The sequence below is a fragment of the Corynebacterium sp. MC3 genome, assembly GCF_900099485.1.
GTDB lineage: Bacteria > Actinomycetota > Actinomycetes > Mycobacteriales > Mycobacteriaceae > Corynebacterium > Corynebacterium pseudogenitalium.
Map to the genome: position 1 here is coordinate 237,423 of NZ_LT622814.1, position 13,565 is coordinate 250,987.

The window sequence follows — 13,565 nt, forward strand, 5'->3', positions numbered from 1 at the left end:
TCGCTAGGGTAGGGCCCATGGAACAGCAGACTGACGCACTCGCGAGACCACCGCTACCGGCCTCGGTTGAGCAGATGCACCGCGTATCACCGAAGTACATGGTGCCCATGCTGGTGACCAATACGGTGTGGGCGCTGATTGTCATCGGCGGCTTGCTGTGGGCGCAATGGAAGTACGGCGGCTGGTGGATGTGGGGAGCGGCCGTCTGCGGAGTGTTCTTCATCTGGAAGTACTTCCTTATCCCGTTTCAGGTACGCAACCTGGCGTGGCTGGAAACGAACAACGAGCTGATCCTGAGCCAGGGGAAGATGTGGCACACGCTCACCGTTATCCCTTACGGGCGCATCCAGTTCGTGGACGTCAACACGGGACCGGTGATGCGGATGCTTGGGCTCAAGAAGTTGGTGGTGAACACGGCATCGGTCAGTTCGGTGACCACACTGCCTGGGCTTCCCGCCCACGACGCCGACGCGCTGCGTGACCGGCTTGTGGTCAAAGCACGCGAACAGATGAGTGGCCTATGACGGCGGCCTCTGAGTACCGGCGGGTTCACCGACTGACCCCGTTGCTGCGCGTGTGGGCGACGCTGCTTGCGCTGCTCACGATCGCTGTCTTCAACTTCACGATGCCCCTAGTCAACTGGCTGCAGGACGAAGGCATCGGCATCATGGATGTGGGCGTGGCCGTCGGCGTGTTCGTCGTTGGCCTGCTCGTAGTATTCATTATTTCGCAGCTGTGGTGGGCCAAGATCGGATTCCGCGTTGGCGAAGAAGACATCGAGCTGACGCGAGGGGTGCTCACCACTAAGGTGCGCACCGCTCGCTACGACCGGATCCAGGCAGTCGACGTCATCGAACCGTTCGCGCCACGTCTGTTCGGGCTTGCGGCGGTGCGCGTCGAGGCGGCCGGCGGCAATAATTCGGCCATCGAGATCGCCTACCTGCCCCGCGCGGAAGCGGACGAACTACGCGCCGAGATCCTGCAGGCCATCGCTGCCCGCCCCGGCGCAGCTGCGTCGGCGTTGACGCCCACCGAGCAAGACGTCGAACCGGCTAATACGCTGGTGCCACCAATCCCGATTGGTCGTTCGCTGCTTGCTGCAGCGTTCCAACTCTCAACCATCATTACTGTCGTCTCGAGCGCCGTCCCGCTCTTCACCGATCTCTCGATCACCGCGGCAGTACCGATCCTCGTCGGGTTCGTGCCACAGATCTGGCGCACCATCGACCACTCGTGGCGCTTCAATTCAGTGCTTGACGACGCCACCTCCGGCAGCAACGGGGCCGTCATCAACATGACGTACGGGCTTGCGAACCGCAGGCACCAAGCGGTCCCGCTGCACCGCATCCACGCGGTACAGCTTCGCCAGCCACTGCTGTGGCGCATGTTTGGGTGGTGGACCGTCTCGGTGACTGTGGCCGGGTACGGGTCCGAGCGCAACAAGGCAACTGGCACGTCCAAGCTGCTGCCGGTCGGGACCTTGGAGCAGGCCATGCAGGTCATCGACGCGATCGCGCCACTGTCCGGCGAGGCCATGCGTGACATGTCGTGTGCGCAGCTGCGCTCCCCGCGCACGGCGCGATGGGTCTCACCGATCGACTGGCGACGGCAGACGGTCACGCTGTACCCGGAGGTCACCGTGGTCACGTTCGGTCGCCTGTCCCAGCGGTACCAGATGGTGGAAAACACACACATCCAGGAGCTTTCCTTCACGCAAGGACCTTTGCAGCGCGGGCTTGGCCTGGCGCATGTGCGCTTCGACCTGGTCCCGGGCGCTGTCAAAATGGTGGCGCGGGATGTGCGCGCGGGGGAGGGGCGCTGGCTCGTCGACACCCTGCGCACCCGTACGCTGCCTGGCATGGACGATGCGGTAGCGCTCGCCGAAGAGCCTTAATTGTGGATGGTCAGGCCCCAGTATTGGATGGCGCTGCCGATCTCCATGGCGCCTACGCGAGTCTTATTCGCATCGGACACGTTGGAGTTGACGCCTACGGCCCACACTCCAGAGTTGTCGGCGGCGAAGACCGCACCGCCTGAGTCTCCGCGATCGGTGATGCTGCGGAAGTAGAAGAGGCCGTTGTTTCCGATGCTTTCGAACTCTCCACATGAGTAACCGGTGGTGGCGCCGAGACGGCAGATGGCCATGCCGCGTGCCTGTGCTTCTTGCGGGGTGATCCAGCCGCGGAGCGGAAGATCCAACGGGAGTGTTGAGGAGTACCGCGCATCGCCGGTGATTTCGATCAGCCCGATATCGGCGCCGACGATACCGCCGTATGCGTCCTTCTCCAGATAGGACTCCACCATCTCTCCGACATACGACCAGTTGCCTTGGGCGTCCTGCACGTAGAACTGATCGCCGCGATCGCCACAGTGGCCCGCAGTGATGATGAAGATCCGCTCGCCTTTGGATGCAAGGAAGCCCGTCGAACAGCCCGAGCTTTGTGTCTCGTTGATGATCCTGCCGCCAGGTACGATCCCGCCAGGCTGCTCCAGCCACTTCCAGTCGACGGAGTTGTGGTAGTACACGCCACGGTTGTCGTCGCGGCCCCGCTGCCCAGATGAGTCGTTTCTCGGATCGATGACGTTGCGTTGAATCGGTGGCTCGACGCGTTGGCTGGGGGCGCTTGGGCGTTCGCGGTAGTCCGGCTCTGAACGGTACTGCGTCTGCTGGGCAGAGGTGGTAACAGCTGGTGTCGGAGAGTTCTCGTTAAGCATTGAGGCTATGTCCGAGACTGCGGCGTCTTGCTCGGCGCGCCACGCGTCGAGCTCTTCATCGGAGGACCCCGAACAACCGACCAACAGGGCAGAGACGGCGAGTACAGCGGTCAAACGGGCACGGGATGCAGTCGTAGAGAGCATGGCGGACTCGTTTCAATTAAGGGGCAGGGTAACAGGCACAGATCTTAACAGCTGTAGCAACCCTTCCGCTTAGACTCCGCCGACGAATCCCAACTGCCGCCAGGCCTCGAAGACGGCGACGGACGCGGAGTTGGAAAGGTTCATTGACCTGCGGCTCGGCAGCATCGGGATGCGTAGCTGCTTGGTCACGCGCGGGTGGCTGCGGTGTGCTTCGGGGAGACCGGTCGGCTCGGTGCCGAAGAGGAGGGCGTCGCCGTCGCGGTACTCGACGTCCTGGTAGTAGTCGGTTGCCTGCGTGGTGAACGCGAAGATGCGGGCGCCCGGGATGGAGGCGAAGCAGGCGTCGATAGTCGGGTGAATCTGCACATCCGCTAGGTCGTGGTAGTCAAGGCCTGCGCGCTTCAGGTGCTTGTCTTCGAAGTTGAACCCGAGTGGCTCCACCAGGTGCAGTACGGCGCCGGTGTTTGCGCACAGCCGGATTGCGTTGCCGGTGTTGCCTGGGATGACGGGATTGTCAAAGATAACGTGAAAAGCGCACATGGTTACAGTCTAGGATGGTCACCGTGACTGCGATTAAATTAGACGGAAAACTGTACCGCGAGGAGATCTTTGCGGATCTCAAAACACGAGTTGCCGCCCTGCGCGAGCGTGGGATCACGCCGGGGCTGGCCACCGTGCTGGTTGGCGATGATCCGGCGAGCCAGAACTACGTGCGCATGAAGCACCGCGACTGTGAGGAGCTGGGCATTGCCTCCATCATGAAGGAGCTGCCGGGGGACATCACGCAGGAAGCACTCGAGGAAGTCATCGAGGAGCTCAACAACGACGACGCCGTCACCGGCTACATCGTGCAGCTGCCGCTGCCGAAGCACCTGGATGAGAACCGCATCCTGGAACTGATCGACCCGGACAAGGACGCCGACGGCCTGCACCCGGTCAACCTGGGCAAGCTGGTACTCAACGAGCCTGCGCCACTGCCGTGCACCCCGAACGGTTCCATCAAGCTGCTGGAGCGCTTCGGCGTGGATCTTAACGGCGCGATTGTGTGCGTCATCGGCCGCGGAGTGACCGTGGGCCGCCCAATCTCGCTGATGTTGACCTCGCGCAACGTCAACGCCACGACGGTGCTGTGCCACACCGGCACCAAGGACCTGGCTGCGGAGACGCGCCGGGCGGACGTGGTCATCGCGGCGGCCGGTAAGCCGCACATGATTACGGCGGACATGATTAAGGAAGGCGCCGCGTTGCTGGACGTGGGCGTCTCGCGTGTCGACGGCAAAACGGTCGGCGATCTGCACCCGGATGTGTGGGAGAAGGCCGGTTGGGTCTCGCCGAACCCTGGTGGCGTTGGCCCGATGACTCGCACGTTCCTGGTCCGCAATATTGTGGAGCGGGCTGAGCAGCTTGCCTAACTCGGCAGAAGGGTTGTCGCTGGACAACCCTCATGACATTGGGAACCCGCCCTCGCCTCTGCCTCGGAACGTGCAGGTGGCGATGGTCGGCGTGTTCATCCTGGGGTTTGTCGCCGCAGGGGTGTGGTCGCTGACGGATCATTGGCGGCGTGCCACGTTCACACTCGGGGCGACCATGCTGTGGTGCGCTCTGCTGCGCCTGACGTGCGACTCGCAAGTCATTGGTCTGCTGGCAGTGCGCTCCAAGCGTTTCGATATCGCGTTTGCCACCGGCCTGGGCGCCGCGATGGTGTGGCTAGCCTGGTCGGTGGACGCGCTGGGCTCCTAAAGGGATCTTACGCGCTGGTCAGCGCGATGAAGTTGCGCAAGATGTTGTCCATCTGGCGGGCCTCGACGAGAAACGCGTCGTGGCCAACCGGGGATGACAGCTTGTGCATCCCCAGCAGGTTCCCCAGGTTGCGGGACATGTGTTCCTGCTGGTGGTAGGGGTACAAAATATCCGTATCGACGCCCACAATCATCGTCGGCACCGTCGACGAGTGCAGCGCCTTGTTCAGGCCTCCGCGACCGCGGCCGATGTCGTGGCGGTTCATGGCTTCAGTGAGTGTGACGTAGGCGCCAGCGTCGAAACGTTTGACGAGCTTTTGCCCCTGGTAGTCCAGGTAGCTTTGCACAGCGAAGCGCTGGTCGTGCTCGCGGTAGGGGCCGAGTGGGTTTTCGCCTTCTTGGGCGCTGGTGCCGAAGCGCTCGTCGATTTCGAGCTCACCGCGGTAGGTGAGGTGTGCGATGCGCCGGGCGGCAGCCAGTCCCTCATCGGGGGAGGTGCCGGTGGAGTAGTAGTCGCCGCCGTGCCAGTTGGGGTCGCGCACGATGGCGTAAATCTGAGCCTCCTGGATGCCGATCTGCCAGGCGCTTGCGCGCGCGGAGACCGCCATGACGCAGGCGTAGCCGACAGATTCGGGGTACAGCAGCGTCCACTCCAGGGTGCGCGCCCCGCCCATGGAGCCTCCCATGATGGCATGCACACGGTGGATACCGAGCTGGGTGAACAGGGTGTGTTCGGCGCGGACCTGGTCGCGGACTGAAAGTGCGGGGAAGCGGGACCCCCACGCGGCGCCGTCGGGATGCGTGCTCGCAGGGCCAGTCGAGCCGTAGCAGGACCCGATCACGTTGGTGCAGATCACGCACCAAGTGTCGGTGTCGAGTGCTTTGCCGGGGCCGATCGCCCCGCCCCACCACTCGGCGGCGTTGGAATCGCCGGTTAAGGCGTGCTCAACAACAAGGATGTTGTTGTCGCCCTTCGGGTCACCCCGGAACTGCCCCCACCGCTGGTACGCGATGTGGGCGTCCTGGATAGTGGCTCCGGCTTCTGTGGTGAAGTCACCAATCGGGACTATCTGCAGCTCGCCTTCAGGCGCCAGGTTGGGCATGTTAGATCGCTGCGAATCCGCGCTCGAGGTCCGCAATGATGTCGTCGGCGTCTTCGATACCGACGCTCAGGCGGATGGTTGCTTGGGAGATGCCGGCGCGTGCCAGGCCCTCCGCGTCCGACTGGGAGTGCGTCGTCGTGGCCGGGTGGACCACCAGGGAGCGGACGTCGCCGATGTTCGCCAGGTTCGAGTGCAGCTTGAGGGCGTCGATAAACTTCCAGGCGTTGGTGTGGTCGTCCTTGTCGCCTGCGATCTCGAAGGAGAGCACCGAGCCGGTGTAGCGCAGTCCGAGCTTTTCCTTGACCGCGTAGTACGGAGAGGACTCGAGGCCGGCGAAGTTCACCTTGGCTACCTTGTCGTGCTCGCTGAGGAACTTCGCTACCTTCAGTGCGTTCTCGTTGTGACGCTCCACGCGCAGGCTGAGCGTGTCCAGCCCCTGCAGCGCAACCCACGCGTTGAACGGGGAGAGTGCTGCGCCGGTGTCGCGCAGGATGCCAGCGCGAGCCTTCAGCGCGAAGGCCGGTGCACCGAGGTCCGCGTACTTCAGACCGTGGTAGGCCGGGTCTGGGGTGACGAAGTACGGGAAGACTGGCTTGCCGTCGCGCTCGACGGTCCAGTCGAACTTGCCGCCGTCGACGAGGACGCCTCCGATGGCAGTGCCATTGCCGGTGTAGAACTTCGTAGTCGAAGCGACGACAATGTCTGCACCGAGCTCCAGTGGGCGGACCAAGGCGGCGGTGGCCATGGTGTTGTCAATAATCAGTGGCACCTGGTTGCGGTGCGCGACCTCCGCGACGGTCGGGATGTCGAGGACGTCGGCGATCGGGTTGCCGAAGGTCTCGCCGTAGAACGCCTTCGTGTTCGGCTGGACAGCCGCCTGCCAGCTCTCTGGATCGTCAGGGTTGTCCACGAACGTGACGTCGATGCCGAGGCGTGGCAGCGTCACCTGGAACAGGGTCTCGGTGCCGCCGTAGATGCGAGGCGAGGTGACGATGTGGTCACCTGCTGACGCCAGGTTCGTGATGGCGGCGGTCTCTGCAGCCATGCCAGAGGCGAATGCGGTAGCTGCGACGCCACCCTCGAGGTCCGCGATGCGGTCTTCGAGCGCTTGCTGGGTCGGGTTGGTCAGGCGAGTGTAGATCGGGCCTGGGTTGGAGAGGTTGAAGCGGTCTGCTGCGTGCTGAGCGTTGTCGAACACGTAGGAGGTGGTCATGTAAATAGGCTGGTTACGGGCCCCGTAGTCGCTATCGACGGCCTGCCCGGCGTGGATAGAGCGTGTGGTGAAGGACCAGTCTTTCGTATTGCTGTTGTCGTATTGTGTCATGGGGAACAATGTAACGCTTGGTAGGTTCTGTGTGAACCAAGCTGTCTAGCAATACTGTTTAACCAGGCGATATATGTGAATATAAATAGAATAGTGAAGAGCGTCCAGCGTCACGCTCACCCCGGGCGGTAGTCATGCCAACTTGCTGGTTCAACCATGTTGACAATAGTGACGGTGATGTACGTTCGTGAACCTTCGCGTCGCGCAACGCGGGGTAGGCCTTCGGCGACGGGAGGGAACCGGTGCCGGGTTTTCGCCGTCAGAAAAGACATGGGGATTGACAGAGCACATAAGGCACAACAGCAACGGTGGGAGGAACGGAAGGAAGAGCTACGGCGGGGGATTGTGGACAAGCGGGTTCTTTCCCACAAGGAACTCGACAAACTCCGAGGGCCGTATCGGGTGCTCGACACGAGCATTGTGTATGCAGAGAAGGGCTGGAAAGAGCTGAGGTTCCACGAACGTCAGTGGCTGCGCGTCGAAGCTGCTGCGATGATGAGCAGGGAAGCGGTGTTGGTCGGAAGATCGGCCGCGCGCATGCACGGCATTTGGGTGATTAGTACGACGGAAGAACCCGTCGAACTGTGTCTGCTTTCGAGGGGGAGCCCGCCATCTCGCCGAAACCGGGAGGGGATAATGTTTCGGCGCATGGTGCTGCGTAGCAACGAAATCTCGTTGCGCGACGGCCACCGGGTTACTAACGGTTTCCGAACGTTTGCTGACATCGCCCGCCATTACGGCTTCGTCGAAGGGCTCGTCGCTGCCGACTACCTTCGGTGTAGTGGGTTTACGTTTGAACTTCTTGAACGGGAGGCATCCCAACTTGGCAGGCTAAAGGGCGTTGCCGTGGTCCGGGAGTGCATCCGGCACTGTGTCGCGGATTCCGGTTCGCCCTACGAATCTTTCGCACGTGCCCTGCTGATCCGGGCGGGGATCGGCCCTTTGCTTACGCAGTACGAAGTGGCTGGACGCTACGCGGACCTCTGCGTCGACGGCTGGCTGCTCATCGAGATCGACGGCAACGTGAAATACCAGGGACCCAACGCCGAACGCGCGCGGCAGGAAGAGTTCGAGCGGCAGAAGATGATCGCCAACAGGGGGTATGTCTTCCTCCGCTACTCGCCGTCGTTCTTGCGTCGGTACCCCGATCAGTTCGTCCGCGAGGTCCGCGACACCATCGCTGGCCGCCGGGCTGCGCTCGCGTGAGCAGTCGCTTCTCGACGCCACCACACCCGCAGCCCGCTCTTTGCCGAGGATGGTAACCAGAGGACGGTAATCAGCCGAGTAGAGGTGATCGCCGTCGGCCCAGTTACTCGGCTGATTACCATCCTCTGGTTACCACGTAGAGGTACCATCCTGGGCGCCAGGTCAAGAACCGTAAACGAAACCCCGGCCGCCGCGAAAACGCAGCAACCGGGGCCGATCAAACCGAGGGTTTACTTCAAACCGTCAATCACCTTGTTAAACGTTGCCGACGGACGCATGACGGCAGTGACCTTGGCCTCCTCAGGCCAGTAGTAGCCACCCAAGTCGGCAGGGGAGCCCTGCACCGCGAGCAGCTCTGCGTCGATGGTCTCGGCGTTCTCTGCCAGCGCTGCAGCAACCGGGGCGAACGTGGCCGCCAGGTCCGCGTCCTCAGACTGCGCGGCGAGCTCTTCGGCCCAGTAGCGTGCCAGCCAGAAGTGGGAGCCGCGGTCGTCGATCTCGCCGACCTTGCGCGATGGCGACTTGCCTTCGTTGAGCAGCTTCTCCGTTGCGCGGTCCAGCGCGTCACCGAGGACGCCTGCCTTCTCGTTGCCCTTGGTGTTCTTCTCGTGGCGGAAGGACTCTGCAAGTGCGAGGTACTCGCCGAGGGAGTCCCAGCGCAGGTGGTTCTCCTCCTGGACCTGCTGCACGTGCTTCGGTGCGGAGCCGCCAGCACCGGTTTCGAAGAGGCCGCCGCCAGCCATCAGTGGAACGACGGAGAGCATCTTCGCGGAGGTGCCCAGCTCCAGAATCGGGAACAGGTCGGTGTTGTAGTCGCGCAGGACGTTACCGGTCACGGAGATGGTGTCCTCGCCGCGGCGGATGCGCTCGACGGAGACCTTCGTTGCCTCAACTGGGTTCAAGATGGAGATGTCCAGGCCGTCCGTGTCGTGGTCCTGCAGATATTTCTCAACAAGGGAGATGAGGTTGCGGTCGTGTGCGCGCTCCTCGTCGAGCCAGAAGATGGCCTTCATGCCGGACAGGCGTGCGCGGTTGACCGCGAGTTTGACCCAGTCCTGGATCGGGGCGTCCTTGGTCTGGCATGCGCGCCAGATGTCGCCGGCCTCGACGTCGTGCTCAATGAGTACGTCGCCGGCCTTGTTTACAACCTGGACCTTGCCGTCGGCAGGGATCTTGAAGGTCTTGTCGTGGGAGCCGTACTCCTCAGCCTTCTTCGCCATCAGGCCGACGTTTGGCACGGTGCCCATGGTGGTTGGGTCGTAGGCGCCGTTGGCGCGGCAGTCGTCGATAACCGCCTGGTAGACGCCCGCGTAGGAGGAATCCGGGATGGTCGCCAGGGTGTCCTGCTCCTGGTCGGCAGCGTTCCACATGTGGCCCGAAGTGCGGATCATCGCAGGCATCGAGGCGTCGATAATCACGTCGGATGGTACGTGCAGGTTGGTGATGCCCTTGTGGGAGTTGACCATCGCCAACGCCGGGCCGTCCTTCAGTGCCTGCTCGAAGGCCGCGCGGATCTCCTCACCATTATCGACGCCAGCAAGGCCATCGAGGATCGCGCCCAGGCCGTTCTCGCCGTTCAGGCCAGCAGCGAAAAGGGTCTCGCCGTACTTGTCGTAGACGTCCTTGAAGTACGCGCGGACGACGTGGCCGAAGATGATTGGGTCGGAGACCTTCATCATCGTTGCCTTCAGGTGAGCGGAGAAGAGCACGCCCTCTTCCTTGGCGCGCTTGACCGCGTCGAGAAGGAACGCGTCGAGCGCCTTGGCGGACATGAAGGTGCCGTCCACGACTTCGCCAGCTTCGACAGCCAGGGAGTCCTTGAGGACGGTCTCGGTGCCATCATTGGCGACCAGCTTGATGGTCAGGGAATCGGCCGCCGGCATGATGACGGACTTCTCGTTGTGGCGGAAGTCTCCAGCATCCATGGTCGCAACGTTGGTCTTGGAGTCCTTCGACCACGCGCCCATCGAGTGTGGGTGCTTCTTTGTGAAGTTCTTGACGGCCTCCGGCGCACGGCGATCGGAGTTGCCCTCGCGCAGGACGGGGTTCACGGCGGAGCCCTTCACGGCGTCGTAACGCTTCTGTACTTCGCGCTCTTCGTCGGTGGAAGGATTGTCCGGGTACTCCGGCAGGTCGAAGCCAGCGGCCTGCAGCTCTGCGATGGCCTTCTTCAGCTGGACCAGGGAAGCCGAGATGTTCGGAAGCTTGATGATGTTCGCTTCGGGGGTAGTAGCAAGCTGGCCGAGCTGCGCAAGTGCGTCGTCCATCTTCTGCTCGTCGGTGAGACGCTCCGGGAACTGCGCAATGATGCGGCCTGCAAGCGAGATGTCAGCGGTGGTGACATCGAGTCCCGCCTGAGCGGCGAATGCCTCAACGATTGGCTTGAGGGAATAGGTTGCCAGCAGTGGCGCTTCATCGGTGCGTGTCCAAATGATTTGAGCCATGGTTCTCCTTAAGTATCGCGTCAAATGTGTTGCCTAAACCCACAGCGTACAGCTTTTACATACCGCGTGTCTTGTATTAGCGGGGAAAGGTAGGGTCATGGGCATGGTTTTAAGCATTGCTTCGGTCAACGTCAACGGAATCCGCGCGGCCACGAAGGTCCGCAACGAGCTTAATCACGGGATGCACGCATGGCTCGACGCCTCGTCTGTCGACGTCGTGCTGATGCAAGAGGTGCGGGCAACGCAGCAACAAACCGAGCTCGCGCTGGCGCCTGCGCTTGAGCAAGGGTGGTATCTCGCCGTCGCCCCGGCAGAAACTCCGGGCGCGAAAGGCCGCGCGGGTGTGGGAATTCTCTCACGAACCCCCCTATCTGAGGTAAGTGTTGGTATCCCAGGATTCGAGGACGCGGGGCGCTTCATTGCGGCGACGCTCGAAAATGGTGTGCGGGTGGCATCGCTCTACCTGCCGTCGGGTGCGGCGGAGACGGCCAAGCAGGACGAGAAGTACCGCTTCTTCGACCAGTTCGGCCCGGTGCTCGAGGAACTGCCCGCGAAGTACCCCGACATGGTGATCGCAGGCGACTGGAACATCTGCCACCGCCGCGAAGACTTGAAGAACTGGAAGACGAACCGGAAGAAGTCCGGCTTCCTGCCCGACGAGCGCGCGTTCATGGACTCCGTCTTCGGTGCGTTCCCGGATGACGCCGCGCAGGACCTCGAAGACAAGGAAGCAAGCCGGTGGGCTGGGGCGGTGGAGTATGAGTCGGAGGGGCGTCGACAAGCGAATGAGAGCCCGCAGTGGTTCGACGTCGCGCGCCGCCTGCAGCCCGAGGACGCGCCGTACACATGGTGGACCTACCGTGGCCAGGCGTTTAACAACGACGCCGGCTGGCGCATCGACTACCAGGCCGCAACGAAGTCCATGCTCGAGCGCGCGCAGCGTAGCTGGGTGGAAAAGGCGCCTACGGTTGAGCAGCGCTGGTCGGATCACTCCCCACTCATCGTGGAATACGACATTTAATATGGACGCAGTCAGCACCGATCAGCTCATCACCGCGCTCTTCATCATCGGCATCGTCGCAGAGGCCATGACCGCCGCCGTGTCCGCGGGCCGCATGCGCATGGACCTCTTCGGGGTCATCACCCTCGGCGCGTTGACCGCGCTCGGCGGCGGCACGGTGCGCAACCTGCTGCTGGGGATTTACCCGATGGTGTGGGTGGAAAAACCCGAGTATCTGCTGCTCGTCGTAGTTGCTTCCGTACTGACTGTCCGCATTAGTTGGCTGATGCACCAGCTGCGTCGCGGCTTCTTAGTTGCCGACGCCATCGGGCTCGCCGCGTTCGTTGTTGTTGGTATTCGAATCGCGATTGAGAACGGCCACGGGTTCATCATTGCCTGCGTGGCCGCCATCACCACCGGTGTGTCCGGCGGTATCATTCGCGACGTCCTCTCCGATCGTGTGCCGCTGGTGTTCCGGAAAGAGCTGTATGCGTCGGCGGCGGTGATTGGCACCGTGGCGTGGTGGCTCATGATGATGGCGAGGGTCCCGGAGTGGGTCAACGTCATTGTTACCGTGCTGCTCGTGCTGGGTATCCGCCTGGTTTCCCTGAAGCGTGGCTGGTCACTGCCGGTCTATGTGTACGACGACGAGCGCGTCGCCGAGATCGACCCGAAGTACGCGCTGACCTCTTACTTCTACCGGCGAGCGCGGATGGTGCCGGGGGCGCGCCAGGTCTACCGCGGCATCAAGCGCATGCGCCGAACCGACCCGCGGCCAAACAATAAGACCGACAAAGAGGAAAAAGAATAGGGCAGGTACCGCACGCGCACGTTCCGGTCTACAGTAGGTAGGCATGACTAAAAAACAGCGCGTACTTTCCGGCATTCAACCCACGGCAGATTCCTACCACCTCGGCAACTACCTTGGGGCATTGAAGCAGTGGATTGACCTGCAAGACGGGTACGACGCGTTTTATTTCATCCCGGACCTGCACGCCATCACGGTCGACCAGGATCCGAAGGAGCTGCGCGAGCGCACCATCGCGGGCTGCGCGCAGCTGATCGCGCTCGGCATCGACCCAGAGAAGTCCACTCTGTTCGTGCAGTCGCATGTGCCTGAGCACACGGAGCTGACCTGGGTGCTGCAGTGCCTCACCGGCTTCGGCGAGGCAAGCCGCATGACGCAGTTTAAGGACAAGAGCCAGAAGCAGGGCCAGGATCGCACCTCGGTCGGTCTGTTCACCTACCCGGTGTTGATGGCCGCCGATATTTTGCTGTACTCGCCACAGGTTGTGCCCGTTGGTGAAGATCAGCGTCAGCACCTTGAGCTGACCCGCACGCTCGCCGAGCGTTTCAACTCCCGCTACGGCTCCACGTTCGTTGTGCCGGAGGGGCTGATTCCGGAAGGCTCGGCAAAGATTTACGACTTGCAGGACCCGACGTCGAAGATGAGCAAGTCTGGGCAGAACCCCAAGGGTCTGATTAACCTGCTGGATGATCCGAAGGTGTCCGCGAAGCGGATCCGTTCCGCGGTGACGGATGATGATGGCGTCGTCGCCTATGACAAGGAAAACAAGCCAGGTGTTTCCAACCTCTTAGTGATCCAGTCTGCGCTGACCGGCACCCCGATCGACTCGCTGGTGGCCAGCTACGAGGGCAAGGGCTACGGCGCACTGAAGGTTGACACGGCCGATGCACTTGAGGCCTTTACGACGCCACTTCGCGCCCGCTACGACGAACTCATGAACGACCGTGGACAGCTGGAACGCATCCTTGCGGACGGAGCGCAGCGCGCACGCGAGATCGCGGCGCCGTTGGTAAAAGACGTGTATGAGAAGGTTGGTTTTCTCGCGGGAGCCTAGCAATTCGGTGGCTAGATGGTGGACCTTT

The 13,565-nt window shown here is 62.4% G+C and carries 13 protein-coding genes; 8 read left to right on the plus strand and 5 right to left on the minus strand.

The features are described from left to right. Positions 1-17: 17 nt before the first annotated feature. Positions 18-524 carry a PH domain-containing protein gene (locus BQ4436_RS05910; protein WP_255365775.1) on the plus strand — a complete coding sequence of 169 codons (507 nt, stop codon included), beginning with the start codon at positions 18-20 and terminating at the stop codon, positions 522-524. Continuing rightward, positions 521-1,894 carry a PH domain-containing protein gene (locus tag BQ4436_RS05915; protein WP_070975853.1) on the plus strand — a complete coding sequence of 458 codons (1,374 nt, stop codon included), beginning with the start codon at positions 521-523 and terminating at the stop codon, positions 1,892-1,894. Before BQ4436_RS05910 ends, BQ4436_RS05915 begins: the two co-directional genes overlap by 4 nt. On the opposite strand, the gene BQ4436_RS05920 is transcribed toward BQ4436_RS05915, so the two are convergent. Then, on the minus strand, positions 1,891-2,859 hold the full coding sequence (locus BQ4436_RS05920; RefSeq protein WP_070975855.1) for a S1 family peptidase: 969 nt from the start codon (positions 2,857-2,859) through the stop codon (positions 1,891-1,893). The two genes, BQ4436_RS05915 and BQ4436_RS05920, sit on opposite strands and share 4 nt — an antisense overlap. A gap of 69 nt (positions 2,860-2,928) precedes the next feature. Next, positions 2,929-3,399, minus strand: a complete 471-nt coding sequence (locus tag BQ4436_RS05925) for a tRNA (cytidine(34)-2'-O)-methyltransferase (RefSeq protein ID WP_070975856.1) — start codon at positions 3,397-3,399, stop codon at positions 2,929-2,931. Between the two features lie 23 nt (positions 3,400-3,422). Here BQ4436_RS05925 and BQ4436_RS05930 point away from each other — a divergent pair, with 23 nt between their 5' ends. Both BQ4436_RS05930 and BQ4436_RS05935 read left to right on the plus strand, forming a co-directional pair. Beyond that, complete coding sequence (locus tag BQ4436_RS05930) at positions 3,423-4,271, plus strand: bifunctional methylenetetrahydrofolate dehydrogenase/methenyltetrahydrofolate cyclohydrolase (protein WP_205634833.1); 849 nt, start codon at positions 3,423-3,425, stop codon at positions 4,269-4,271. After that, positions 4,264-4,599, plus strand: coding sequence for a DUF3017 domain-containing protein (locus BQ4436_RS05935; RefSeq protein ID WP_246814897.1), 336 nt, complete (start codon positions 4,264-4,266; stop codon positions 4,597-4,599). Before BQ4436_RS05930 ends, BQ4436_RS05935 begins: the two co-directional genes overlap by 8 nt. Before the next feature lie 7 nt (positions 4,600-4,606). Here the strand turns inward: BQ4436_RS05935 and BQ4436_RS05940 are convergent, their stop codons facing one another. Continuing rightward, on the minus strand, positions 4,607-5,701 hold the full coding sequence (locus tag BQ4436_RS05940; RefSeq protein WP_070975858.1) for a homoserine O-acetyltransferase MetX: 1,095 nt from the start codon (positions 5,699-5,701) through the stop codon (positions 4,607-4,609). A gap of 1 nt (position 5,702) precedes the next feature. Further along, the gene (locus BQ4436_RS05945) at positions 5,703-7,025 is read right to left on the minus strand and encodes an O-acetylhomoserine/O-acetylserine sulfhydrylase (protein ID WP_070975860.1); all 1,323 of its coding nucleotides are present in this window, start codon (positions 7,023-7,025) and stop codon (positions 5,703-5,705) included. 345 nt (positions 7,026-7,370) lie between these two features. Here BQ4436_RS05945 and BQ4436_RS11650 point away from each other — a divergent pair, with 345 nt between their 5' ends. Further along, on the plus strand, positions 7,371-8,231 hold the full coding sequence (locus BQ4436_RS11650; RefSeq protein ID WP_143000831.1) for a hypothetical protein: 861 nt from the start codon (positions 7,371-7,373) through the stop codon (positions 8,229-8,231). Positions 8,232-8,461: 230 nt separating this feature from the next. Here BQ4436_RS11650 and BQ4436_RS05955 read toward each other — a convergent pair whose 3' ends face one another. After that, positions 8,462-10,675, minus strand: a complete 2,214-nt coding sequence (locus BQ4436_RS05955; protein WP_070363006.1) for an NADP-dependent isocitrate dehydrogenase — start codon at positions 10,673-10,675, stop codon at positions 8,462-8,464. A 103-nt stretch (positions 10,676-10,778) separates the two neighbouring features. Between BQ4436_RS05955 and BQ4436_RS05960 the strand changes: the two genes are divergently transcribed. From BQ4436_RS05960 to trpS, 3 genes are read left to right on the plus strand one after another with little or no spacing between them, the layout of a single operon-like run. After that, on the plus strand, positions 10,779-11,696 hold the full coding sequence (locus tag BQ4436_RS05960; RefSeq protein WP_070477798.1) for an exodeoxyribonuclease III: 918 nt from the start codon (positions 10,779-10,781) through the stop codon (positions 11,694-11,696). Position 11,697: 1 nt separating this feature from the next. After that, complete coding sequence (locus BQ4436_RS05965; protein WP_070363005.1) at positions 11,698-12,486, plus strand: trimeric intracellular cation channel family protein; 789 nt, start codon at positions 11,698-11,700, stop codon at positions 12,484-12,486. Between the two features lie 43 nt (positions 12,487-12,529). Continuing rightward, positions 12,530-13,537: a tryptophan--tRNA ligase gene (trpS, locus tag BQ4436_RS05970; RefSeq protein ID WP_070363004.1), complete on the plus strand. Its 1,008-nt coding sequence runs from the start codon at positions 12,530-12,532 to the stop codon at positions 13,535-13,537. Positions 13,538-13,565 lie beyond the last annotated feature (28 nt).

Bases quoted from the DNA above. Each gene is read 5' to 3' on its own strand.
- BQ4436_RS05910 (WP_255365775.1), top strand. From the start codon at position 18: ATGGAACAGCAGACTGACGCACTCGCGAGACCACCGCTACCGGCCTCG.
- BQ4436_RS05915 (WP_070975853.1), top strand. From the start codon at position 521: ATGACGGCGGCCTCTGAGTACCGGCGGGTTCACCGACTGACCCCGTTG.
- BQ4436_RS05920 (WP_070975855.1), bottom strand. From the start codon at position 2,859: ATGCTCTCTACGACTGCATCCCGTGCCCGTTTGACCGCTGTACTCGCC.
- BQ4436_RS05925 (WP_070975856.1), bottom strand. From the start codon at position 3,399: ATGTGCGCTTTTCACGTTATCTTTGACAATCCCGTCATCCCAGGCAAC.
- BQ4436_RS05940 (WP_070975858.1), bottom strand. From the start codon at position 5,701: ATGCCCAACCTGGCGCCTGAAGGCGAGCTGCAGATAGTCCCGATTGGT.
- BQ4436_RS05945 (WP_070975860.1), bottom strand. From the start codon at position 7,025: ATGACACAATACGACAACAGCAATACGAAAGACTGGTCCTTCACCACA.
- BQ4436_RS05955 (WP_070363006.1), bottom strand. From the start codon at position 10,675: ATGGCTCAAATCATTTGGACACGCACCGATGAAGCGCCACTGCTGGCA.
- BQ4436_RS05960 (WP_070477798.1), top strand. From the start codon at position 10,779: ATGGTTTTAAGCATTGCTTCGGTCAACGTCAACGGAATCCGCGCGGCC.
- BQ4436_RS05965 (WP_070363005.1), top strand. From the start codon at position 11,698: ATGGACGCAGTCAGCACCGATCAGCTCATCACCGCGCTCTTCATCATC.
- trpS (WP_070363004.1), top strand. From the start codon at position 12,530: ATGACTAAAAAACAGCGCGTACTTTCCGGCATTCAACCCACGGCAGAT.